Origin of the sequence: Sphingomonas swuensis (assembly GCF_039538045.1) — a bacterium.
GTDB classification, from domain to species: domain Bacteria; phylum Pseudomonadota; class Alphaproteobacteria; order Sphingomonadales; family Sphingomonadaceae; genus Sphingomicrobium; species Sphingomicrobium swuense.
In genome coordinates this window covers 1535953-1555864 of sequence record NZ_BAABBQ010000001.1, presented here as the reverse complement: position 1 = coordinate 1555864, position 19912 = coordinate 1535953, and the positions used below count along the sequence as shown (strand labels likewise).

At 67.4% G+C, this 19912-nt stretch carries 25 protein-coding genes and 2 tRNA genes; 16 read left to right on the top strand and 11 right to left on the bottom strand.

Translation table 11 applies throughout. The features are described 5' to 3' along the window. Positions 1-3: 3 nt before the first annotated feature. On the bottom strand, positions 4-672 hold the full coding sequence (gene pspA / locus ABD727_RS07780) for a phage shock protein PspA (protein WP_344706811.1): 669 nt from the start codon (positions 670-672) through the stop codon (positions 4-6). A 151-nt stretch (positions 673-823) separates the two neighbouring features. On the opposite strand from pspA, the gene pspF reads away from it, so the two are divergent. Together pspF and ABD727_RS07770 are read left to right on the top strand one after the other, a co-directional pair. Beyond that, positions 824-1894: a phage shock protein operon transcriptional activator gene (gene pspF, locus ABD727_RS07775; protein ID WP_344706810.1), complete on the top strand. Its 1071-nt coding sequence runs from the start codon at positions 824-826 to the stop codon at positions 1892-1894. Between the two features lie 73 nt (positions 1895-1967). Further along, a complete protein-coding gene (locus ABD727_RS07770) occupies positions 1968-2579 on the top strand; it encodes a superoxide dismutase (RefSeq protein WP_344706809.1) in 612 nt (203 codons plus the stop codon). A 78-nt stretch (positions 2580-2657) separates the two neighbouring features. On the opposite strand, the gene ABD727_RS07765 is transcribed toward ABD727_RS07770, so the two are convergent. The 5 genes from ABD727_RS07765 to dapF are packed head-to-tail and all read right to left on the bottom strand — an operon-like array spanning position 2658 to position 6670. After that, the gene (locus ABD727_RS07765) at positions 2658-3419 is read right to left on the bottom strand and encodes an ABC transporter permease (protein ID WP_344706808.1); all 762 of its coding nucleotides are present in this window, start codon (positions 3417-3419) and stop codon (positions 2658-2660) included. Further along, a complete protein-coding gene (locus tag ABD727_RS07760; protein WP_344706807.1) occupies positions 3416-4360 on the bottom strand; it encodes an ABC transporter ATP-binding protein in 945 nt (314 codons plus the stop codon). The genes ABD727_RS07765 and ABD727_RS07760 overlap by 4 nt, the downstream gene beginning before the upstream one ends. Beyond that, entirely contained in the window at positions 4357-4971 is a 615-nt protein-coding gene (locus ABD727_RS07755; protein ID WP_344706806.1) for a septation protein A, read from the bottom strand. Before ABD727_RS07755 ends, ABD727_RS07760 begins: the two co-directional genes overlap by 4 nt. Continuing rightward, complete coding sequence (gene ftsY, locus ABD727_RS07750; protein ID WP_344706805.1) at positions 4968-5882, bottom strand: signal recognition particle-docking protein FtsY; 915 nt, start codon at positions 5880-5882, stop codon at positions 4968-4970. Before ftsY ends, ABD727_RS07755 begins: the two co-directional genes overlap by 4 nt. Beyond that, the gene (gene dapF / locus ABD727_RS07745; protein ID WP_344706804.1) at positions 5879-6670 is read right to left on the bottom strand and encodes a diaminopimelate epimerase; all 792 of its coding nucleotides are present in this window, start codon (positions 6668-6670) and stop codon (positions 5879-5881) included. The genes ftsY and dapF overlap by 4 nt, the downstream gene beginning before the upstream one ends. Positions 6671-6728: 58 nt before the next feature. Between dapF and ABD727_RS07740 the strand changes: the two genes are divergently transcribed. Both ABD727_RS07740 and ABD727_RS07735 read left to right on the top strand, forming a co-directional pair. After that, on the top strand, positions 6729-7160 hold the full coding sequence (locus ABD727_RS07740; protein WP_344706803.1) for a hypothetical protein: 432 nt from the start codon (positions 6729-6731) through the stop codon (positions 7158-7160). Between the two features lie 4 nt (positions 7161-7164). Then, the gene (locus tag ABD727_RS07735) at positions 7165-7677 is read left to right on the top strand and encodes a CPBP family glutamic-type intramembrane protease (RefSeq protein ID WP_344706802.1); all 513 of its coding nucleotides are present in this window, start codon (positions 7165-7167) and stop codon (positions 7675-7677) included. A gap of 2 nt (positions 7678-7679) precedes the next feature. Here the strand turns inward: ABD727_RS07735 and ABD727_RS07730 are convergent, their stop codons facing one another. Beyond that, positions 7680-7859 (bottom strand): hypothetical protein, encoded by a 180-nt coding sequence (locus ABD727_RS07730; RefSeq protein ID WP_344706801.1) that lies wholly within the window; start codon positions 7857-7859, stop codon positions 7680-7682. Between the two features lie 149 nt (positions 7860-8008). On the opposite strand from ABD727_RS07730, the gene lon reads away from it, so the two are divergent. The 3 genes from lon to ABD727_RS07715 all read left to right on the top strand — a co-directional run bounded on the left by lon (position 8009) and on the right by ABD727_RS07715 (position 10876). Then, positions 8009-10402, top strand: coding sequence for an endopeptidase La (gene lon, locus ABD727_RS07725; RefSeq protein WP_344706800.1), 2394 nt, complete (start codon positions 8009-8011; stop codon positions 10400-10402). Between the two features lie 77 nt (positions 10403-10479). Beyond that, positions 10480-10752: an HU family DNA-binding protein gene (locus tag ABD727_RS07720; RefSeq protein WP_344706799.1), complete on the top strand. Its 273-nt coding sequence runs from the start codon at positions 10480-10482 to the stop codon at positions 10750-10752. Positions 10753-10801: 49 nt separating this feature from the next. Continuing rightward, positions 10802-10876: transfer RNA gene (locus ABD727_RS07715), tRNA-Val, on the top strand. 165 nt (positions 10877-11041) lie between these two features. On the opposite strand, the gene ABD727_RS07710 is transcribed toward ABD727_RS07715, so the two are convergent. Together ABD727_RS07710 and ABD727_RS07705 are read right to left on the bottom strand one after the other, a co-directional pair. Next, entirely contained in the window at positions 11042-11755 is a 714-nt protein-coding gene (locus ABD727_RS07710) for a Crp/Fnr family transcriptional regulator (protein WP_344706798.1), read from the bottom strand. A gap of 97 nt (positions 11756-11852) precedes the next feature. Next, positions 11853-12293, bottom strand: coding sequence for an HIT family protein (locus tag ABD727_RS07705; RefSeq protein ID WP_344706797.1), 441 nt, complete (start codon positions 12291-12293; stop codon positions 11853-11855). A 92-nt stretch (positions 12294-12385) separates the two neighbouring features. Here ABD727_RS07705 and ABD727_RS07700 point away from each other — a divergent pair. From ABD727_RS07700 to ABD727_RS07660, 9 genes are all read left to right on the top strand, one after another. Then, a tRNA-His gene (locus ABD727_RS07700) sits at positions 12386-12462 on the top strand. A 35-nt stretch (positions 12463-12497) separates the two neighbouring features. Then, positions 12498-13547, top strand: coding sequence for a Glu/Leu/Phe/Val family dehydrogenase (locus ABD727_RS07695; protein WP_344706796.1), 1050 nt, complete (start codon positions 12498-12500; stop codon positions 13545-13547). A gap of 67 nt (positions 13548-13614) precedes the next feature. After that, positions 13615-14334: a heme ABC transporter permease gene (locus ABD727_RS07690; protein ID WP_344706795.1), complete on the top strand. Its 720-nt coding sequence runs from the start codon at positions 13615-13617 to the stop codon at positions 14332-14334. After that, entirely contained in the window at positions 14331-14462 is a 132-nt protein-coding gene (gene ccmD / locus ABD727_RS07685; protein WP_344706794.1) for a heme exporter protein CcmD, read from the top strand. The genes ABD727_RS07690 and ccmD overlap by 4 nt, the downstream gene beginning before the upstream one ends. Then, a complete protein-coding gene (gene ccmE, locus ABD727_RS07680; protein WP_344706793.1) occupies positions 14459-14905 on the top strand; it encodes a cytochrome c maturation protein CcmE in 447 nt (148 codons plus the stop codon). The genes ccmD and ccmE overlap by 4 nt, the downstream gene beginning before the upstream one ends. A gap of 13 nt (positions 14906-14918) precedes the next feature. Then, on the top strand, positions 14919-16829 hold the full coding sequence (locus ABD727_RS07675; protein WP_344706792.1) for a heme lyase CcmF/NrfE family subunit: 1911 nt from the start codon (positions 14919-14921) through the stop codon (positions 16827-16829). Beyond that, a complete protein-coding gene (locus ABD727_RS07670) occupies positions 16826-17356 on the top strand; it encodes a DsbE family thiol:disulfide interchange protein (protein ID WP_344706791.1) in 531 nt (176 codons plus the stop codon). The genes ABD727_RS07675 and ABD727_RS07670 overlap by 4 nt, the downstream gene beginning before the upstream one ends. After that, positions 17353-17778 carry a cytochrome c-type biogenesis protein gene (locus ABD727_RS07665; RefSeq protein ID WP_425566774.1) on the top strand — a complete coding sequence of 142 codons (426 nt, stop codon included), beginning with the start codon at positions 17353-17355 and terminating at the stop codon, positions 17776-17778. The genes ABD727_RS07670 and ABD727_RS07665 overlap by 4 nt, the downstream gene beginning before the upstream one ends. Next, a complete protein-coding gene (locus ABD727_RS07660) occupies positions 17778-18419 on the top strand; it encodes a tetratricopeptide repeat protein (RefSeq protein ID WP_344706790.1) in 642 nt (213 codons plus the stop codon). The genes ABD727_RS07665 and ABD727_RS07660 overlap by 1 nt, the downstream gene beginning before the upstream one ends. A 15-nt stretch (positions 18420-18434) precedes the next feature. Here the strand turns inward: ABD727_RS07660 and ABD727_RS07655 are convergent, their stop codons facing one another. Next, positions 18435-18659, bottom strand: coding sequence for a DUF3072 domain-containing protein (locus tag ABD727_RS07655; RefSeq protein ID WP_344706789.1), 225 nt, complete (start codon positions 18657-18659; stop codon positions 18435-18437). Between the two features lie 65 nt (positions 18660-18724). Beyond that, positions 18725-19825 carry an alanine dehydrogenase gene (ald, locus tag ABD727_RS07650; RefSeq protein WP_344706788.1) on the bottom strand — a complete coding sequence of 367 codons (1101 nt, stop codon included), beginning with the start codon at positions 19823-19825 and terminating at the stop codon, positions 18725-18727. Positions 19826-19912: the final 87 nt, after the last annotated feature.

The following is a 19912-nucleotide window of genomic DNA, read 5'->3' as shown; positions in this document are numbered from 1 at the left end:
GGCTCAATTCCCCTTGTTGGCCAGGCGCGCTTTCAGCGCTTCCAGTTCCTTGTCGACCGACTCTTCGGCACGAAGATCGGCAATCTCTTCCTCGAGGCTCTTGGGCCCGCTCATGCCGAGCGCCTCGGCGCGCCCTTCGGCGAAGTCGGCGCGGCGCTCGAGCAGGTCGAACCGGCTGAACGCGTCCTCGGTGCGGTTGCCGTTGAGAAGCTCGCGCGCCTTGGCCCGGGTGACCGCGCTTTCGATGCGGGTGGCGATCGAGTTCTGGCGGGCACGGGCCTCGCGCAGCTTACCCTGCAGCTTGGCGATGTCGGCCTCGTAGGCCTTGAGGGTGCCGTCGATCACGGAAACTTCCTCGTCGAGGCTCTTGGCCATGTCGGCCGCCTTCTGACGCTCGATCAGCGCCGCCTTGGCGAGGTCCTCGCGGCCCTTCGACAATGCCAGCTCGGCCTTTTCAGTCCAACTGTCCATCAGCCCTTCGAGGCGCACCATCGCGCGGCGCATCTCCTTGCTGTCGGCGATCGACCGGGCGGCCGAAGCCCGGACCTCGACGAGGGTTTCCTCCATTTCGAGGATGATCATGCGGATCATCCGCGACGGGTCTTCCGCCCGGTCGAGGAGCTCGGTGAAATTGGCGGCCATGATGTCCCGCGTGCGGGAAAAGATGCTCATTCTATCCTACCTCACTTGAAGTGGGGCCCTGTACGGTTTGGGATATGCAGGAGCCGTGCCAAGTGCGGTTTTCCGCTGAACGAGCCGCCTGCATCGACCAAGGGTGGCAAAAGAACTTGCCAAGGCTTGGAAAATTGCACCAACTCGGGCCGTGGCGCGGACACAGAACTTCATCGGCCAGAGCCTGGCGTTCCTCGACGCGGTCGAGCGGGCCAGCCGCGCCGCGCCCCTCAACCGCCCGGTCCTGGTGATCGGCGAGCGGGGAACTGGCAAGGAGCTGATCGCCGAACGCCTCCACCATTTGTCGTCGCGCTGGGCGGGGCCGTTGGTGACGATGAACTGCGCCGCGCTGCCCGAAAATCTGATCGAGGCCGAGCTGTTCGGCCATGAAGCCGGAGCCTTCACCGGCGCGGCCAAGACCCGCAAGGGACGCTTCGAGGAGGCTGACGGGGGGACCCTCTTCCTCGACGAACTGGCGACCCTGAGCTCGCCCGCGCAGGACCGGCTTCTTCGCGCGGTCGAATATGGCGAGATCACCCGGATCGGCGCCTCCAAGCCGGTCAAGGTCGACGTCCGCATCGTCGCCGCCACCAACGAACATCTTCCCCGGCTGGTCGACGATGGTCGCTTCCGCGCCGACCTCCTCGACCGGCTGTCGTTCGAAGTCGTCACCCTCCCGCCGCTGCGGCTCCGGCAGGGCGACATTCCGATCCTCGCCGAGCATTTCGGACGGAGGATGGCGGCCGAGCTCGAATGGGGCGGATGGCCGGGGTTCACCGCCGCCGCCGCCCGGCAGCTCGAGAGCTACGGCTGGCCCGGCAACGTCCGCGAACTTCGCAACGTCATCGAGCGCGCGGTCTACCGCTGGGACGATTCCGAGGCGCCGATCGCGGCGATCCAGTTCGATCCCTTCGCCTCGCCCTGGTCGCTCGGGGACGCGGCAACGGCCCCGGCCGCATCGTCCGAAGCCGAGAGCGAGCAGGAGTGGGAAGCCGAAAAGCAGGAAGCGGTCGCCACTGTCGGGACCCAGCAATTCGGCGCGCCGGTGGTCACCAGCGACTTCCGGGCCGCGGTCACCGCCTACGAGCGCTCCATCCTCGAGCTGGCGCTCAAGGCCAACCGCTACAACCAGCGCGCCACTGCCTCCGCGCTGTCGCTGAGCTACGACCAGCTCCGCCACGCCCTCAAGCGGCACAAGCTGATGGACAGCGAACCCGCCTGACGTCCGCTGCGTTGACTAACGCCGGCCCGCTGACCACATGGCCGGTACGTTCATACCAGCCCAGGAGTTTGTCATGGCCTTCGAAGTCGCCCCGCTGCCCTACGATTATGCGGCGCTCGAGCCGACCATCGATGCGCAGACGATGAAGCTGCACCACGACAAGCATCATCAGACCTACGTCGACAACCTCAACAAGGCGATCGAAGGCGATCCCTCGCTCGCCGGCAAGAGCCTCGAGGAGCTGGTCGCATCGGCAGGAAGCGGCTCCAAGGTCGTCCGCAACAATGGCGGCGGTCATTGGAACCACAGCTTCTTCTGGGAAATCATGGCGCCCGCCGGCGGGCAGGGCCCCTCGGGCGAACTCGCCCAGGCGATCGACAGCGCCTTCGGCTCGCTCGACGGCCTCAAGGATAAGTTCAACGCCGCCGGCGCGGGCCAGTTCGGCTCGGGCTGGGCATGGCTGGTCGCGGTGCCGGGGCAGGGCCTGGTGGTCAGCTCGACCCCCAATCAGGACAACCCGCTCATGGACGTGGCCGAAGTGAAGGGCACGCCGATCCTCGGCAACGACGTCTGGGAGCACGCCTATTACCTCACCTACAACAACCGCCGCGCCGATTACCTCAAGGCGTGGTGGGACGTGGTAAACTGGGACAAGGCGAGCGAGCGGTTCAGCCAGGCTCGCTGATTTAGAGGTGCTTCGACTTCGCTCAGCACGAACGACACCCTCTCGTTCGTCCTGAGCGAAGCGCGGAGCGCGTAGTCGCTAGGCCTTGAGCCGGTAGCCCGTGCGGAAGATCCACCAGATGCCGGCGAGGCACAGGCCGGCGAAGGCCAGCGTCGCCGCCAGCGCCACCCCGAAGCTCACGTCCGCGGTTCCGAAGAAGGTCCAGCGGAAGCCGTTGATCAGATAGACGACGGGGTTGAACAGGGTCACCGTCCGCCACGGCTCGGGCAGCATGTCGATCGAGTAGAAGGCCCCGCCGAGGAAGGTCAACGGGGTGACCACCAGCAGCGGAATGACCTGAAGCTGCTCGAACCCCTTGGCCCAGACTCCGATGATGAAACCGAACAGGCAGAAGGTCACCGCTACCAGGATCAGGAAGGCGAGGGCGAGCAGCGGATGCTCGACCTTCAGCGGCACGAACAGGTGCGCGGTGGCGAAGATCACCAGCGCGACAATGGTCGCCTTGCTCGCCGCCGCCCCGACATAGCCGATCACCGTCTCGACCGCCGACAGCGGCGCCGAGAGGATCTCGTAGATGGTCCCGGTGAAGCGCGGCATGTGGATGCCGAAGCTCGCGTTGAAGATGCTCTCGGTGAACAGCGACAGCATCATCAGCCCGGGCACGATGAACGCACCATAGGGGATTCCGCCGACCTCGCTCATCCGGCTCCCGATCGCCGAGCCGAACACGATGAAATAAAGGGTGGTGGTGATTACCGGTACCGCCAGCCCCGTCCACAGGGTGCGGCGGAAGCGGTGCATCTCGAACTTGTAGATGGCGAGAATGCCGCGGATGTTCATGCGCGTGTCTCCGCATTGCCGTCGCGGATGAGCCCGACGAAGATGTCCTCGAGGCTCGACTGCTTGGTATCGAGGTCCTTGAACGCGATTCCCGCGTCTCGCATCGCCGACAGCAGCGAGGGGATGCCGGTGCGCTCGGCGTGGCGGTCGAATTCATAGGTGAGGGTCAGGCCGTCGTCCGACAGGCTCGGCGCCCAGTCGGCCAGCGCCGACGGGACCGAGTCCAGTGGCTCGGCCAGCGACAGGTGAAGGATCTTCCGTCCAAGCTTCTTCATCAGCTCGGCCTTCTCTTCGACGAGGATGAGCTCGCCCCTGTTGATGACGCCGACCCGGTCGGCCATTTCCTCGGCTTCCTCGATATAATGGGTGGTAAGGATGATGGTGGTGCCGCGCTCGCGCAGCTTGCGGACCATCTCCCACATCTCCTTCCGCAGCTCGACATCGACACCCGCGGTCGGTTCATCGAGGAACAGGATGGCGGGCTCGTGCGCCAGCGCCTTGGCGATCATCACCCTGCGCTTCATGCCTCCCGACAGTTCCTTGAGGATGGCCTTGCGCTTGTCCCACAAGGTCAAGTCCTTGAGCACCTGCTCGAGGTAGGCGTCGTTGCGCGGCAGCCCGAACAGTTCGCGGCTGAAGGCGACCGTGTTCCAGACCGGCTCGAACACGTCGATGTTCATTTCCTGCGGGACCAGCCCGATCTGCCGCCGGGCCACCTTGTAGCGGTCGCGCCAGTGCACTCCGTCGACCAGCACCTCGCCGCCGGTCGCCATCACTAGACCGCAGACGATCGAGATCAGCGTCGTTTTGCCCGCCCCGTTGGGGCCGAGCAGCGCGAAGATCTCGCCGTGGCGGATGTCGAGGTCGACGCTCTTCAGCGCCTCGGTCCCGCTCGCATAGGCCTTGCGAAGCCCGCGGATGGAGAGCGCGTTCTCGCTCATTCGACGGGTCCCGGCTCGAGCGGCTTGGGGTCTTCGGTGTTCAGCCCATGGCGCAGCAGCATCGGTACGTTCGCTCCGGCGAAGAGGAGGGTGAGGGGGATCGCGCCCCACAGCTTGAACCCGACCCAGAAGTCGGTGCTGCTGTTGCGCCAGACCAGCTCGTTGAGCACGGCCATGAACAGGAAGAAGAGCGCCCAATTTCGGGTCAGCTTGCGCCAGCCATCGTCGCTGAGGCCCGGGTAGGCCGTTCCAAGCACCATCTTGAGCAAAGGCTTGTCGCGCCACAGGCCGAAGCCGAGCAGGGCCGCGACGAAGACATAATAAATGGTCGGCTTGAGCTTGATGAAGGTCTCGTCGTGGAGCCACAGCGTCAGGCCGCCGAGGATCACCACCATCGCGCCGCTGAACCACAGGAGCGGCGAGACGTGACGGAAGCGGATCGCCGAATAGACCACCGCCACCACCATCGCGACCATGAAGGCGCCGGTGGCGAAGAAGATCTTGGCGATGCCCGGTACCGGCGCGAGGAAGTTGACGAGGAAGAAGACCAGCAGCGGACCAAGGTCGATCAGCAGCTTGGAGCTTCCGGTGGGTTCCTTCGCGGCGCTCATGCCGACAGCCCCGCGATGGCCCGTGCGACCGCGCGCGGATCGAATGGGCGGAGGTCGTTGACCCCTTCGCCGACCCCGATGGCGTGGATCGGCAGCTTGTACTTCTCCGCCGCCGCGACCAGCACGCCGCCACGAGCGGTGCCGTCGAGCTTGGTCATGATGAGGCCGGTCACCCCGGCGAGATTGCGGAATACCTCGATCTGGTTAAGCGCGTTCTGCCCGGTGGTCGCGTCGAGCACCAGAAGGACGTCGTGCGGCGCCTCGGTATTGAGCCGGCCGAGTACGCGACGGACCTTGGCCAACTCATCCATCAGGTGGGTCTTGTTCTGGAGCCGCCCGGCGGTGTCGACGATCAGGCAGTCGATGCCGGTCGCAGTCGCCTGCTTGACCCCGTCGAACACGATCCCCGCCGCGTCGCCGCCCTCCTTGCCGCTGATCACCGGCGCGTCGATCCGCTCACCCCAGATGCGGAGCTGCTCGATCGCTGCGGCGCGGAAGGTGTCGCCCGCCGCCAGCATCACACCATAGTCCTGCTCCTTGAGCCAGGCCCCGAGCTTGCCGATGGTGGTGGTCTTGCCCGACCCGTTGACCCCGATGACGAGGATGACGTGCGGCCGCGGAAAGCCCCAGATGTCGAGCGGCTTGGCGACGGGAGCGAGGATCGCCTCCATCTCCTCGGCAAGGATAGTTCGAAGGCCGCGCTCGTCGAGCTGCTCGAACCGCCGCGCCGCGATGGCGTCGCGGATCCGCTTCGACGCCTCCGGACCGATGTCCGACGCGATCAGCGCTTCCTCGATGTCGTCGAGGGTCGAGGTGTCGAGCGCCGCCTTGCTGGTCAGGCCCGTGATGTTGTCGCCGAGGCGATCGGCGGTCTTGCGGAAGCCGCCGGTAAGTTTGTCGAGCCAGCTCATGGAAGTTCGATACTGCCTTCAAAGACGTAAGTGGCGTCTCCGCGCATTCGCACGGGTTCGCCGGGTGACCAGTTGATGGTGAGGGTGCCGCCGGTCATCAGCACTTCGACAGGCGAGGTGGCCCGACCGCTACGGATCGCCGCCACCGCGGTCGCGCAGGCACCGGTCCCGCAGGCGCGGGTGAGGCCGGCACCGCGCTCGAAGGTGCGGAGGCGGATGGCGCCGCCCTCGACGGTCGCGACATTGACGTTGATCCGCTCGGGGAAGACCGGATCGGTCTCGATCCCTGGACCGATGCCCTCGAGATCGGCGTCCTCGAGGTCGTCGACGAAGAAGACGAGGTGCGGGTTGCCGACATTGATCGCATAAGGCCGGTCGAGATTCTCCCAGCCCATCGGCAGCGGATCGGTCGGAAGCGGGTAGGCGAGCGGGATTGCGTCCCATGCCAAGCGCGGCTCGATCAGCGCGACCTCGATCGCGTCGCCTTCGCTCCGGCCGTGGAGTAGCCCGCCCGCGGTCTCGATCGTCTCCGCGCCAGTCAGCTTCACGACGCAGCGGGTGGCATTGCCGCAGCTCTGCACTTCGCCGCCATCCTCGTTGAAGATGCGCATCCGGAGGTCTGCGCTCTTGCTCGGCTCGAGCAGGATCAGCTGGTCGCAGCCGATCCCATGCTTGCGGTCGGCGAGCTGGCGGACCAGAGACTCGTCGATCGCCAGCGGCTGCTCGCGCGCGTCGAGAATGACGAAATCATTCCCCAGCCCGTGCATCTTATGGAATTGCCGCCGCATCGCGGGGGACTTAAGGGCAGCAGGTACCTTAGTCCACCGGCCAGGAGCCTAGCCGCGCATGCCCCGAGCTGCCCAAGACGTGATGCAGTCCGTGATCTTCTCCGCCGTGCTCGATGCGATCGCGGCGCTCAAGGCGGCTGGCGGCAATTTGCCGAACAACGTGCTTCGCCAGGTTCAGGCGATCCACAACAATGTGACCATGGCCGACCTTCCCAAGGAAGTGCAGGACGCGATCACCGCGAGCACCCGTCAGGCCTTCGCGGCGCTACTCAAGGAAGGCTATTCGGTCGCGCCGAAGGATGCGGGACCGTCCAGGCCGCCGCTGCGCCAGGGCGAACTCGTCCAGCGTGGCGTCGATCGGTCATCGCGACCGGCCGCGCCGCGTGGCCCGCGCGCACCGCGCTCCGAAGGACCGCGTGGTCCTCGTTCGGGTGGGCCCGGCGGTGGTCCCCGTGGCTCGGGCCCGCGTGGCCCCAAGCCGACCCGCTAGCCGCTTGGAGACGCTGCCCGCGATCCACGAGCGTCCGGCACTGCTCGGCTTCCTTCCGCGTCGCCTGTTCCGGCCCGAGCAGCCACTGCCTTACATCGGGCTTGCCTGGCTGCTCGCGGTCATCCCTTCGCTGGCACTGTCGGCGCTCGCCAGCCAACTCCTGCCGCAACAGGGGCCGGAGTTTCCTCCGGTCGCGCCGGGCGTGCTGTTCTTCCTTCTGGTGGTCTTCGCGCCAGTCGTCGAGACGCTGATCATGGGCGGCGTTCTGCTGCTCCTGAACCGCCTGTTCGGGTTCCTTCCGGCGATCCTGCTGAGCTCGCTCGGCTGGGGCGTGGCCCATTCGCTCCAGGCGCCCGCCTGGGGCTTGGTCATCTGGTGGCCGTTCCTGATCTTCTCGACCTGCTTCCTCGTCTGGAAGCAGCGCGGGCTCGGCTGGGCGTTCCTGATCCCGATGCTGGTCCACGGCCTTCAGAACGCCGGCCCCGCACTGCTGATGCTGAGCGGGGTCGACGTCTAGGATCAGGGGACCGGAGCGCCGAGCTTGCGCGCGATCCGGGCCACCTCTTCGTCACTCGGCGGCTCGGGCATCACGTGCCCGGGGGTTGCGGCTTCGTCGGGGATGCCCGGTCCGGTCCCGGCGATCGTCTCGTTGCGGGCTTCCTCGTTGGGTCCGGTGCTGATCTTCGCCTTGTCGTCCATCGGTCGCCTCCTTGGTCGGGGCAAAGACGACAGGCCCGGACCCATGGTTCCTGCGCTGCGCCCATTCGATTGATTAGCCGGACGGGCGGGCCCATATGTGAACGGACCGACCACCGGCCGCCAGAGGGCGGTCCCGAGGAGCCTCATCGTTGACCCTGACCCTGCCCATACTTCCGCTGCGCGACATCGTCGTCTTTCCCAAGCGGATCGTCCCCCTGTTCGTCGGCCGCGAGAAGAGCGTCGCCGCGCTGGAGGCCGCGATGGGCGCGGACAAGCAGATCTTCCTCGTCGCCCAGCTCGATCCGTCCGAGGACGATCCCGACCGTGACGCGCTCTACGACCTCGGCGTGATCGCCAGCGCGATGCAGCTGCTCAAGCTCCCCGACGGCACCGTCCGGGTGCTGGTCGAGGGCGTCAGGCGCGCCCGCCTGATCGCGCTCCGCCAGGAGGAAGGTCATCTCGCCGCCGAGGTCGAGCAAGTCGAGGACGGGGACAGCGACACGCCCGAGGCGCAGGCGCTGATGCGCTCGGTGCTCGAGCAGTTCGACAACTACTCCAAGCTCAACAAGCGACTCCCGGCTGAGACCGGGGTCCAGCTGGCCGAGATCGAGGATCCTTCGGTGCTCGCCGACGCGGTCGCGTCCAACCTGTCGGTCAAGGTCTCGGACAAGCAGGCGCTGCTTGGCGAGCTCGACCCCGCGCGTCGTCTCGAGATGGTGTTCGCCTTCATGGAGGGCGAACTCGGCGTCCTCCAGGTCGAGAAGAAGATCCGGAGCCGCGTCAAGCGGCAGATGGAGAAGACCCAGCGCGAATATTACCTCAACGAGCAGTTGAAGGCGATCCAGCGCGAGCTTGGCAACGAAAGCGAGGACGGCGGCGACGAGCTAGCCGAACTGGCCGCCAAGATCCGCAAGACTCGGCTCAGCAAGGAAGCGCGCGTTCGCGCCACCGCCGAGCTCAAGAAGCTGAAGGCGATGGCGCCGATGAGCGCCGAGGCGACCGTCGCGCGCAACTATCTCGACGTCCTGCTCGGACTTCCCTGGGGCAAGAAGAGCAAGCTCAACAAGGATATCGTCGTTGCCGAGAAGGTGCTCGACGACGACCATTACGGGCTCGAGAAGGTCAAGGACCGGATCGTCGAATATCTCGCGGTCCAGGCGCGGACCAACAAGCTCAAGGGTCCGATCCTCTGCCTCGTCGGCCCGCCCGGCGTCGGCAAGACCTCGCTCGGCCGCTCGATCGCCAAGGCCTGCGGGCGCGAGTTCGTCCGCCAGAGCCTCGGCGGTGTGCGCGATGAGGCCGAGATCCGCGGCCACCGCCGCACCTATATCGGCTCGCTGCCGGGCAAGATCGTCTCCAACCTCAAGAAGGCGGGGACTTCGAACCCTTTGTTCCTGCTCGACGAGATCGACAAGCTTGGCCAGGACTTCCGCGGCGATCCCGCGGCGGCGCTGCTCGAGGTCCTCGACCCGGAGCAGAACAGCAAGTTCCAGGATCATTATCTCGAACTCGACTACGACCTCTCCGACATCATGTTCGTGACCACCGCGAACAGCCTCGACATGCCGCAGCCCTTGCTCGACCGGATGGAGATCATCCGGCTCGAGGGGTACACCGAGGACGAGAAGGTCGAGATCGCCAATCGCCACCTCATCCCCAAGCAGCTCGAGGCGCACGGGCTTCGTGACGGCGAGCTGACCATCGCCGATGACGGGCTGCGCGGCGTCCTGCGCTACTACACCCGTGAGGCTGGGGTGCGGACGCTCGAGCGCGAGCTGGCCAAGATCGCCCGCAAGGCGCTCCGCCAGATCCTCGAGGGCAAGGCCGAGCAGGTGGTCGTGACGGCGGAGAACCTCCACGACTTCCTCGGCGTCCAGCGATTCCGCTTCGGCGTCGGCGAGGAAGAGGATCAGATCGGTGCGGTCACCGGGCTCGCCTGGACCGAGGTCGGGGGCGAGCTCCTCACGATCGAAGCCGTGACAGTTCCCGGCAAGGGCCAGATCAAGACCACCGGCAAGCTCGGCGAGGTCATGCAGGAAAGCGTCCAGGCCGCCTGGAGCTTCGTCAAGGCGCGTGCGCCGGCCTATGGCGTCAAGCCGAGCCTGTTCGCGCGCAAGGACGTCCACGTCCACCTTCCCGAGGGGGCGGTACCCAAGGACGGCCCGTCGGCGGGCATCGGCATGGTCACAGCGCTCATCTCGACCCTGACCGGGGTTCCGGTGCGCCGCGACGTCGCGATGACCGGCGAGGTCACGCTGCGCGGCCGGGTCCTTCCGATCGGCGGCCTTAAGGAAAAACTGCTCGCTGCGCTTCGCGGCGGGATCACCACCGTGCTCATCCCGGCGGAGAACGAGAAGGACCTCGCCGAGCTTCCGGCCAAGCTCAAGGAGGGGCTGCGGATCGTGCCAGTGGCCCATGTCGACGCGGTCCTCGCCGAGGCGCTCGCCGCCAAGGTCGAGCCGATCGAATGGACCGAGGCCGACGAGCATGCGGCCGAGGCCGTTTCCGCCGCAGGAAAGGCAGCATCCGCCTTGCGCCACTGACGGGCGCTCGCATCGCATCGCCAATCGTGACAAGGGGGAGGGGTGACCGTACCATCCCCGGCACCAGTGAGAGTGAGATGAACAAGCAGGAACTGATCGGCGAGGTCGCCGATGGCGCGGGTCTCAACCGGAGCGACGCCGCGCGGGCGGTGGAGACCATGCTCGAGGTCATCACCGACGCGCTCAAGCGCGGCGACGAGGTGCGCCTTGTCGGGTTCGGCAATTTCGTGGTGACCCGCCGCAAGGCCTCGGTCGGCCGCAATCCGCGGACCGGCGAGCCGCTCCAGATCGACAGCACCGCCCAGCCCAAGTTCCGTGCCGGCAAGCTGCTCAAGGAAGCCGTTCAGTAAGGGTGGACAGCATGAGGGCGGTTCGCTAACCGCCCGTCACCCAAGGCGTGGGCGCGTAGCTCAGTGGTAGAGCACACCCTTCACACGGGTGGGGTCGCAGGTTCAATCCCTGCCGCGCCCACCACGCCATCCGGCTCCCGTGATCTTCTCAGATGTACCGCGAGTTGGCGGAAGGCCGCGCGCGACACGAGCGGCGGGGCTTCCGTCTTTCAGATAAGGGCAATCCGTCAGCGCCGACGCGCTGCCGCCTCCCCATTGCCGCCACGCGGCAACAGGGAGGCATGCAAAGCTACTGCAGATATGCCGCCGAGAAGCCGCCGACGCGGCGCATCTCGGCCCAGTCCTCGAAGACGATCTCGCGGCCTTCGCGGCGGATGAGCCCCTGCCGCTCCAGATCGGCGAACACCCGATTGACGTTGACGCTGGTCTGGCCGGTGATGTCCGCGATCTGCTGCTGGGTGAAGGGGTTCATCATCCGGTTGTGCGCCGCTGCGACGCCGCTCCGCTCGGCGGTCTCGCACAGCAGGTGCGCGACGCGCGCGGTCGAGTCCCGCCGCCCGCAATTGACCAGCCACTCGTAGCTGATCGAGGCGTGCCGCTGCGTCAGGCGCCAGAAGAAGCGGGTGAGCTCGGGATGAGCGTCCATGATCGGGTCGAAGTCCTTGCGGGCGCCGATCAGCACCTCGCTCCGGACAATCGCCTGAATGCCATAGTCGGACGTCGTCTCGCGCGGGAGAATCCCGTCGCCAGCGAAGCGAAGCGCGATGATCTGTCGCCGTCCGGCGCCGTCCGACTTGTACTTGGCGAGGATCCCCGAGCGAACGAAATAAACCTCGTCACGGTCGCAGCCGGGTTCGCGGAATGGACGTCGCGGATCGACCTCGACCAGCCGGTTCGGCATGTCCTCGAGCAACTTGGCGAGCTCGGGCTCGAGCCCGGCCGCGGTGAGTGCCTCGGCGATACCGACGGTTGTGCCGCCAGCGCTGCGCGAGCGCTTAGTCATGCCCAACTTCCTCGCTCCCATCCGTGATTATCACGCCACTGTCACTTAGATGCAAGGGAATTAACCTCGTTTAGTAATCCCGATTGTCTGGCGATTGTCATCTCGACGACGCCCAACACGCAGCCATGGTCTCGATCAATCTCCCGGAGGCCGGTACGGTCCGGCCGAGGTCCGGAAGGGCCGGCCAGCCCGAGTCGATAAAGGCGGTCCCCTCGAACCGCCGCTCCCCCGAGTAGCGGGGCAGGACATGAAAGTGAACCTGTGGATCGACCATCATCAGCATCAGGTAGTTGATCTTCTCCGCTTTGCTGAACTCGCGCAGGAAAGTCTCGATGCGCTTGATCAGCCGGCCCTGTTCGGCGAACGCTTCGGCGGGAAGGTCGCCATAGGCCGCTGCTGCGCCGGTCGCGCAGAGGACGAGGCTACCAAGCGTCGGTTGCTCGGGCCGAACCAGCACCGCCCAATGGTCGCCCTCGTGCAGCAGGTTGTCGGGGTAGCCGAACTTGACGAGGGTCGGGTGCGGGTCTTTGATCGCCATGGTTGGTTCGCTTCGCTTGCAAGTCGTCGCGGGCCGACATAAGGGGCTGGCGCGCCGTGCCAAGACTGACGACCAGTCTTTGCCCGGTCATGGCGGTCGTAGCTCAGTTGGTTAGAGCATCGGTTTGTGGTACCGAGGGTCGCGGGTTCAAGTCCCGTCGTCCGCCCCATTTTCCCACTGGCGACACCCGGACCTAACCCCTTCATGACCGATCTCTGGAGCTTGCCCGACTTCGACGGGCACGAAGCCGTGCACTTCGTCACCGACCGTGACAGCGGCCTTCGCGCGATCATCGCGATGCACTCGACCCACCTCGGGCCGGCCGCAGGGGGCAGCCGCTTCTGGCATTATGCCCGCGGCGAGGACGCGCTCACCGATGCGCTCCGCCTGTCGCGCGGAATGAGCTTCAAGAATGCCATGGCCGGGCTTCCGCTCGGCGGTGGCAAGGCCGTGATTCTCGCCGACGAGAACCGCACCAAGACCCCGGCGATGCTCGCCGCCTTCGGCCGTGCGGTCGAGCGGCTCGGCGGCCACTATGTCACCGCCGAGGACGTCGGAATCGGGGTCGCCGACATGCAGGCCGTCCGCGCCCAGACCAGCCATGTCGCCGGCCTTCCAGTCGCCGAGGGCCAGGTCGGTGGCGACCCGGGCCCGCACACCAGCCTCGGAGTCTTCCTCGGAATCAAGGCCGCGGTCCGCCGCGCGCTCGGCAAGGACAGCCTGTCGGGCCTCCATCTCGCGCTCCAGGGCGCGGGAAGCGTCGCCTCGGGTGTCGCCCGCCGCGCGGCTGCCGAGGGCGCCCGACTGACCATCGCCGACGTCGACCAGGCCAAGGCCGCCGCGCTCGCCGCCGAAACCGGTGGCCAGACCGTCGCGCCCGACGCCATCCTGTCGCTCGCCGCCGACGTCGTCAGCCCCAACGCGCTCGGCGCGATCCTCGACGATGCCAGCATCGCCGCGCTCAACGCCCCGATCGTCGCCGGCGGCGCCAACAACCAGCTTGCGCGGCCCGAACATGGCGCCGCGCTGATGGCTCGGGGCATCCTCTACGCGCCCGATTATGTCATCAACGCCGGCGGGATCATCAACGTCTCGACCGAATATCTGAAGGATGGCGACGCCAGCGTCGTCACCCGCCGCATCGAGGGCATTCCCGATCGCCTCGACGCGATCTGGGCCGAGAGCGAGAGCTCGGGTCGCGATCCCGCGACGGTCGCCGACGCGATGGCGATGAAGCTGATCGGACGCGGCTGAGCGGGAGCGGGGTGCGGCCAAGTCCCTAGTGCAAAAGGCTGGACGACCAACTAAGTAGCCCCCGCTGATGCACCGCTTCGCCAATCCCGCCCGATTCCTTCGCATTGCCCGGCCCGCGACCGGCTGGCTGCTGGGACTTGGCCTGCTGCTTAGCGGGATCGGGATCGCCGGTGCCTTGTTCTTCATGCCGCCCGACTATCTTCAGGGCGAGACGGTGCGGATCCTCCACATCCACGTGCCCGCCGCTTGGCTCGGCATGGGCGGCTGGACGGGGATCGCGGTCGCAAGCGCGATGCAGATCGTCTGGCGTCATCCGCTGGCGGGCGTTGCGGCCCGAGCGATTGCGCCGGTCGGGGCACTGTTCGCGCTCATCTGCCTTGCCACCGGTTCGATCTGGGGCCGCCCGACCTGGGGCACCTGGTGGGAATGGGACGGACGCCTGACCTCGATGCTGGTGCTGTTCTTCCTTTACCTCGGCTACATCGCACTTGCCGCGGCCGAGAAGGAGCGCGGGCCCGACGGCCGCGCCGCGCCTCTGTTCGGATTGGTTGGGGCGATCAACCTGCCGATCATCCATTATTCGGTGCAGTGGTGGAACACCCTCCACCAGGCCGAGAGCATCGAGCTCACCGGCACCAGCATCGCGCCCGAGCTGCTGTGGCCCTTGCCTTTCACCCTCATTGGCTTCTCCGCCCTGTTCGGTGCGGCGGTGCTGCTGCGGATGCGGACCGAGCTTGCCGAGACGAGGGTCGAGGCGCGCCTGCGGCGCACGGCGGCGGCGCGATGAACCAGTGGGCCTTCGTCATCGCCGCTTATGCGGTGACGCTCGGCGGGACTGCCGGCCTCCTCGGCTGGAGCCTGCTTGCCTGCCGCCGCGCCGAGGCCAGGGCCGAGAGGATCGGCCGGGAGCGATGAGCCCGTCGCGAAAGCACCAGCGGCTGGTGCTCGTCCTGCTCGGAGTAGCGGCACTGATCGGAGCGGCGTTGCTCGCGATGTGGGGCCTCGCCGACCGCGCGGCCTATTTCCGCACCCCGCAGGACGTCGCTGCCGGGCGCGCCGAGCGGGGCGTTCCGTTGCGCCTCGGCGGGATGGTGCGAGAAGGCTCGATCCGCAAGCTTCCCGACGGGGTGACGGTCACCTTCGAGCTGACCGACGGTCCGGCGAGCGTGCCCGTCCGTTTCCGCGGGATCGTCCCCGACCTGTTCAAGGAGAATAGCGGCGCGGTCGCCGAGGGGCAGCTCGGCCGCGACGGTACCTTCGTCGCCGACAACATCCTCGCCAAGCACGACGAACGCTACATGCCCCCGCAGATGGGCAATCAGGCGAGCGAGCTGAAGACTCGGGAAACGGTCAAGTGAACGGCGGCGCGCGATGATCGCCGAAGCCGGCCTTGCCGCTCTGTGGCTCGCCGCGGCGCTGGCACTGCTCCAGTTCGGCCTGTCGCTCGCGGGCAACCGGCTCGGCGAGTTGCGGGCGATGGTCGTTCCTGCTGCCGTGCTCCAGGGCGTGTTGACCCTGTTCGCCTTCGCCATGCTGATCTGGCTGTTCTGGCGCACCGACACCTCGGTCGTGCTGGTCGCCGCGAACAGCCACAGCGACAAGCCGCTGATCTACCGGCTGAGCGGGGCCTGGGGCAATCACGAGGGCTCGATGCTCCTGTGGGTGACCGTGCTCGCTGCCGCTGGAGCGCTCCTCGCGCTGGTCGAGCGTCGCCTGAGCCAGGATTCGCTCCGCGCGACACTCGGTGCGCAGGCGCTGCTCGCGCTCGGCTTCTTCGGCTTCCTGCTGATCGCCTCCAATCCCTTCGAGCGGCTCGATCCGGCGTCGCTGCAAGGGCAGGGGCTGAACCCGCTGCTCCAGGATCCCGGCCTCGCCTTCCATCCGCCGACCCTCTATCTCGGCTATGTCGGGCTGTCGGTCGCCTTCAGCCTCGCGGTGGGAGCGCTCATCACCCGCGAGGTCGGTCCTGCGCTGGCCAGGGCGATGCGACCCTGGGTACTCGGCGCGTGGGTCCTCCTGACCGTCGGCATCGTCGCCGGCAGCTACTGGGCCTATTACGAGCTCGGTTGGGGCGGCTGGTGGTTCTGGGACCCGGTCGAGAATGCCTCGCTGATGCCGTGGCTCGCCGCGACGGCCTTGCTCCACTCGATCAACGTCCTCGCCGCCCGCGGCTCCCTGCGCGCCTGGACCGTGATGCTCGCGGTGGTCGCCTTCTCGATGTCGATGATCGGCACCTTCCTCGTCCGCTCGGGGATCCTCACCAGCGTCCACAGCTTCGCGGTCGATCCGACCCGCGGCAGCTTCATCCTCGGCCTCCTGGTCTTCTACACCGGCGGGGCGCTGCTGCTGTTCGCGCTGCGCATCGGCAGCGTTCGCGAGGGAGCGCGCTTCGACCTCGTCAGCCGCGAGGGCGCGCTGGTGGTCAATAATCTGCTGCTGACCGTGATCCTCGGGACGGTGTTCGTCGGCACGCTCTACCCGGTCGCGGTGGAGGCTCTCGTTGGCGAGAAGATCTCGATCGGACCGCCCTACTTCAATGCGGTGACCGGCCCGATCGTCCTGCTCCTCGCCGCCTTGCTCTTCATCGGCCCGCTGCTCCGCTGGCGACGCGACAGCCGTCCCAACCTGCGCCGGATCGCGGTCCCGGCCCTCGTAACGCTCGTCGCCCTTGCCGCCACCTTTGCGGCGCCGATGGGCATTCTGCCGAGGCTCGGGCTGGCCTTCGCCGCCGGCCTCGCCGCCGCCAGCCTGCTTCCGCTCGCCGGACGCAAGCTGACCCGAACCCCGCTCACCATCTGGGGCATGGTCGTCAGCCACCTCGGGATCGCCGTGGCGATGGCAGGCGCCGCCAGCGACAGCGCCTTCACTCGCGAGACGCTCGCCGCCGCGCGCCCGGGCGAGACGCTCTCGGTCGGGCCATGGCGCGTTCGCTTCAACGGAGTCGATCCGGTCGACGGGCCCAACTGGACCGCGATCGAGGGTCACCTCACCGCGACCCGCGGCGGCACCACCCTCCGCCTCGACCCGCAGAGCCGCTACTTCGCCGCGCCGCCGACCGAGACCAACGAGGCGGCGATCGTCACGAGGCTCGATGGCCAGCTCTACACCGTGCTCGGCCACCAGGAAGGCGACCGCTGGCAGCTCCGGCTATGGTGGAAGCCGTTCGTCACCTTTATCTGGCTCGGGGGAGCGCTGATCGCGCTTGGCGGCCTGATGGCGCTGCTTGGCCGGGTGCGCCGCGAGCGTCGCCGCGTCGTCGGTCTCGAGGAGCAGCCGGCATGAACCGCCGCCTGTGGCTCGCCCTGCCGCTGCTGCTCTTCGCCGCCTTCGTCTTCGCGGTCGGCTGGCGACTTTCCTCGCCGCCCGATCCCACCGTCCGCTCGCGCATGGTTGGTCGGCCAATTCCCGCCTTCGCCGCCGCGCCGGCGCTCGCCGGACGGCCCGGCCTTGCTTCCACCGACCTAGGGCAGGGCGGACCGCGCCTCCTCAATATCTTCGCCAGCTGGTGCGTCCCCTGCATCGCGGAAGCACCGGCACTTCTCGAGCTCAAGCGGCGCGGAGTGCCGATCGACGCGATCGCCATCCGCGACACGTCGGAAGACATCGCCGACTTCCTTCGAGACCATGGCGATCCGTTCGAGCGGATCGGCGCCGACCCGGTCGGCGAAACTCAGATGGCGCTCGGCTCTTCGGGCGTGCCCGAGACCTTCATCGTCGATGGTCGCGGCGTGATCCGCTACCAGCACATCGGTCCGCTTCTGCCGAGGGACGTCGGCACCATGGTCGCCGAGTGGGAGAAGGCACGATGACGTCGGCCAGGTTCCGCGCCTCCTGCCTTGCCGTGCTGGCGCTCGCGATGCTTGCGGGGACGGCCCATGCCGACAGCAACCGCCCGCCCGCGCCCTATGCCTACCGCCAGCTCGAGGATCCCGCGCAGGAGGCGAAGGCTACCGCGCTGATGCAGGAGCTGCGCTGCCTCGTCTGTCAGGGCCAGTCGATCCACGACAGCGACGCCGAGATGGCGGGCGACATGCGCAACCTCGTGCGGACCCGGATCAAGGCCGGCGAGCCGCCCGAGCAGGTCCGCTCCTGGCTGATCGATCGCTATGGCAACTGGGTCAGCTACCAGCCGCGCCTCGGGGCCGACACATTCGTCCTGTGGCTTGCCCCGCTGCTGCTTTTGCTGCTCGGCGGCTGGCTCGCGGTGCGCCGCCTCAAGGTGCGGCACTGATGGGCCTACTGATCCTCGCCGCGCTGGTCATCGCCGCGCTCGCCGGGCTGTGGCTGCTCGGGCGTCTACGCGGCGCCGCGCTGCAGGTCGCTGCCGCGGCGCTGATGCTCGGTGCCGCCGGCTACGCGCTCCAGGGTCGCCCGGGTCTCGCAGGAAGTCCGCGCGAGGGGGGCGCCCGGCGTCCCTCGCTGCCGCTGACCGAACCGCGCCAGGCGATGCTCGGGACCTTCAACGCGGGCGAAAGCTTTCTCACCATCGCCGATAGCTTCACACGGCGCGGCAACACCGGAGAGGCTCTCGGCGCGATCCGCGCGGGGCTTCGCAAATATCCCGACAGCCTTGCGCTGCGGATCGGCTATGCGAACGCACTGGTCGACCATAGCGGCACCATCAGCCCCGCCGCGCGGCTCGCCTTCGAGCAGGCGCGGACAAAGGCGCCGAAGCATCCCGCGCCGCCCTTCTTCGAGGGGCTGGCGCTCGCCCGCTCCGGCGACCGGGAAGGCGGTCTCGCAATGTTCCGGCAGGCGCTTGCGCTCACCCCGCCGGGGACGAGCTACCGGCCGATGATCGAGGAAGGGGTGAGGGTGCTCAGCGCGCCCCCGGCGCCGCCGATGCCCGGACCGCAGCCGGGCACCCGCTGACGTCGCTCCGGCCGGCTATTCGCCCCGGCCGGTCTTGTCCTGCAGTTCGTCGATCTTCTTCGACGCATCGGCCTTGTTGAGTTCGGGATCGAACTCCTCGCCGGCTTCCTCGCTCAGCGTCTGGAGATAGGAAGCCTGCGCCCCCGTCATCGGCTCACCGCCGGTGGTCCGGTTATCGGGATCCTTGACCGCGTTGCCGGTCGGGTGCGCCTTGGGATCGGCGTCGGGAGTGCTCGCCATTGTCATGCCTTCTCAGATGGTTGAGTTGGCATGACAACGGCGATGTTCTCTTCTTGTTCCGCCAATCAGGCGGCGACATACTCGAGGTCGAGCGCCTCGGCGACGGCCTGGTGACGGATCTTGCCGCCGCTGACGTTGAGCCCTTCCGCAAGGTAGGGATCGGCCGCCATCGCGGCTTCCGCGCCCATGTTCGCCAGCTTGAGCGCGAACGGCAGGGTGGCATTGTTGAGCGCGAAGGCGCTGGTCCGGGCCACCGCGCCGGGCATGTTGGCGACGCAGTAATGGATCACGCCGTCGATCTCGAACACCGGATCGGCATGCGTGGTCGGGTGGCTGGTCTCGAAGCAGCCGCCCTGGTCGATCGCGATGTCGACCAGAACGCTTCCGCGCTTCATGGTCTTGAGCATTTCGCGGGTGACGAGCTTGGGTGCGGCGGCGCCGGGCACCAGTACCGCGCCGATCACCAGCTCGGCTTCCTCGACCGCCCGGGCGATCGCGTCGCGGCTGGCGTAGGCCGTCTTGATCTGGCTTCCGAAGAACATGTCGAGCTCGGCCAGACGCTCGTTCGAGATGTCGTAGATGGTGACATCGGCGCGCATGCCGACCGCCATCTGCGCCGCGTTGACGCCGCTGACACCACCGCCGAGGATCGCGACCTTGGCCGGAGCAACGCCGGGAACGCCGCCGAGCAGCACGCCGCGGCCGCCTTGGGCCTTCTCGAGATAATGGGCGCCGACCTGGACGCTCAGGCGTCCGGCGACTTCGCTCATCGGGCGAAGCAGCGGAAGCGCGCCCGAGCGGCTGGTCACCGTCTCATAGGCGATGCAGGTCGCGCCGCTCGCCATCAGCCCCTCGGCCTGCGGCTTGTCGGCGGCGAGGTGGAGGTAGGTGAACAGCAGGTGATGCGGCTTGATCATCGCGATCTCGCCCGGCTGCGGCTCCTTGACCTTGACGATCATCTCGGCCGTTTCGAACACCGCGGCGGCGTCGGGAAGGATTGTCGCGCCGGCCTTCACATAGGCATTGTCGGGACAATCGATGCCCTTGCCGGCGCCGGTCTCGACGAACAGCTCGTGACCGGCCGCGACCAGCTCCTTGACGGAGGCCGGGGTGAGACCGACTCTATATTCGTGGTTCTTGATTTCTCGTGGCACGCCGACACGCATGGAACGTTCGCTTTCATCGTGGTTGAGCTTGGACTGATCGGGCGGGCCTATAGACCGGACTTGGCGGACGATGCCAGCCGATTGCGG

What these genes read in the sequence shown, in the direction of transcription:
- pspA (WP_344706811.1), bottom strand. Translation starts at nt 672, where the DNA reads ATGAGCATCTTTTCCCGCACGCGGGACATCATGGCCGCCAATTTCACC.
- ABD727_RS07770 (WP_344706809.1), top strand. Translation starts at nt 1,968, where the DNA reads ATGGCCTTCGAAGTCGCCCCGCTGCCCTACGATTATGCGGCGCTCGAG.
- ABD727_RS07765 (WP_344706808.1), bottom strand. Translation starts at nt 3,419, where the DNA reads ATGAACATCCGCGGCATTCTCGCCATCTACAAGTTCGAGATGCACCGC.
- ABD727_RS07760 (WP_344706807.1), bottom strand. Translation starts at nt 4,360, where the DNA reads ATGAGCGAGAACGCGCTCTCCATCCGCGGGCTTCGCAAGGCCTATGCG.
- ABD727_RS07755 (WP_344706806.1), bottom strand. Translation starts at nt 4,971, where the DNA reads ATGAGCGCCGCGAAGGAACCCACCGGAAGCTCCAAGCTGCTGATCGAC.
- ftsY (WP_344706805.1), bottom strand. Translation starts at nt 5,882, where the DNA reads ATGAGCTGGCTCGACAAACTTACCGGCGGCTTCCGCAAGACCGCCGAT.
- dapF (WP_344706804.1), bottom strand. Translation starts at nt 6,670, where the DNA reads ATGCGGCGGCAATTCCATAAGATGCACGGGCTGGGGAATGATTTCGTC.
- ABD727_RS07740 (WP_344706803.1), top strand. Translation starts at nt 6,729, where the DNA reads ATGCCCCGAGCTGCCCAAGACGTGATGCAGTCCGTGATCTTCTCCGCC.
- ABD727_RS07730 (WP_344706801.1), bottom strand. Translation starts at nt 7,859, where the DNA reads ATGGACGACAAGGCGAAGATCAGCACCGGACCCAACGAGGAAGCCCGC.
- ABD727_RS07720 (WP_344706799.1), top strand. Translation starts at nt 10,480, where the DNA reads ATGAACAAGCAGGAACTGATCGGCGAGGTCGCCGATGGCGCGGGTCTC.
- ABD727_RS07710 (WP_344706798.1), bottom strand. Translation starts at nt 11,755, where the DNA reads ATGACTAAGCGCTCGCGCAGCGCTGGCGGCACAACCGTCGGTATCGCC.
- ABD727_RS07705 (WP_344706797.1), bottom strand. Translation starts at nt 12,293, where the DNA reads ATGGCGATCAAAGACCCGCACCCGACCCTCGTCAAGTTCGGCTACCCC.
- ABD727_RS07695 (WP_344706796.1), top strand. Translation starts at nt 12,498, where the DNA reads ATGACCGATCTCTGGAGCTTGCCCGACTTCGACGGGCACGAAGCCGTG.
- ABD727_RS07690 (WP_344706795.1), top strand. Translation starts at nt 13,615, where the DNA reads ATGCACCGCTTCGCCAATCCCGCCCGATTCCTTCGCATTGCCCGGCCC.
- ccmD (WP_344706794.1), top strand. Translation starts at nt 14,331, where the DNA reads ATGAACCAGTGGGCCTTCGTCATCGCCGCTTATGCGGTGACGCTCGGC.
- ccmE (WP_344706793.1), top strand. Translation starts at nt 14,459, where the DNA reads ATGAGCCCGTCGCGAAAGCACCAGCGGCTGGTGCTCGTCCTGCTCGGA.
- ABD727_RS07675 (WP_344706792.1), top strand. Translation starts at nt 14,919, where the DNA reads ATGATCGCCGAAGCCGGCCTTGCCGCTCTGTGGCTCGCCGCGGCGCTG.
- ABD727_RS07670 (WP_344706791.1), top strand. Translation starts at nt 16,826, where the DNA reads ATGAACCGCCGCCTGTGGCTCGCCCTGCCGCTGCTGCTCTTCGCCGCC.
- ABD727_RS07665 (WP_425566774.1), top strand. Translation starts at nt 17,353, where the DNA reads ATGACGTCGGCCAGGTTCCGCGCCTCCTGCCTTGCCGTGCTGGCGCTC.
- ABD727_RS07660 (WP_344706790.1), top strand. Translation starts at nt 17,778, where the DNA reads ATGGGCCTACTGATCCTCGCCGCGCTGGTCATCGCCGCGCTCGCCGGG.
- ABD727_RS07655 (WP_344706789.1), bottom strand. Translation starts at nt 18,659, where the DNA reads ATGGCGAGCACTCCCGACGCCGATCCCAAGGCGCACCCGACCGGCAAC.
- ald (WP_344706788.1), bottom strand. Translation starts at nt 19,825, where the DNA reads ATGCGTGTCGGCGTGCCACGAGAAATCAAGAACCACGAATATAGAGTC.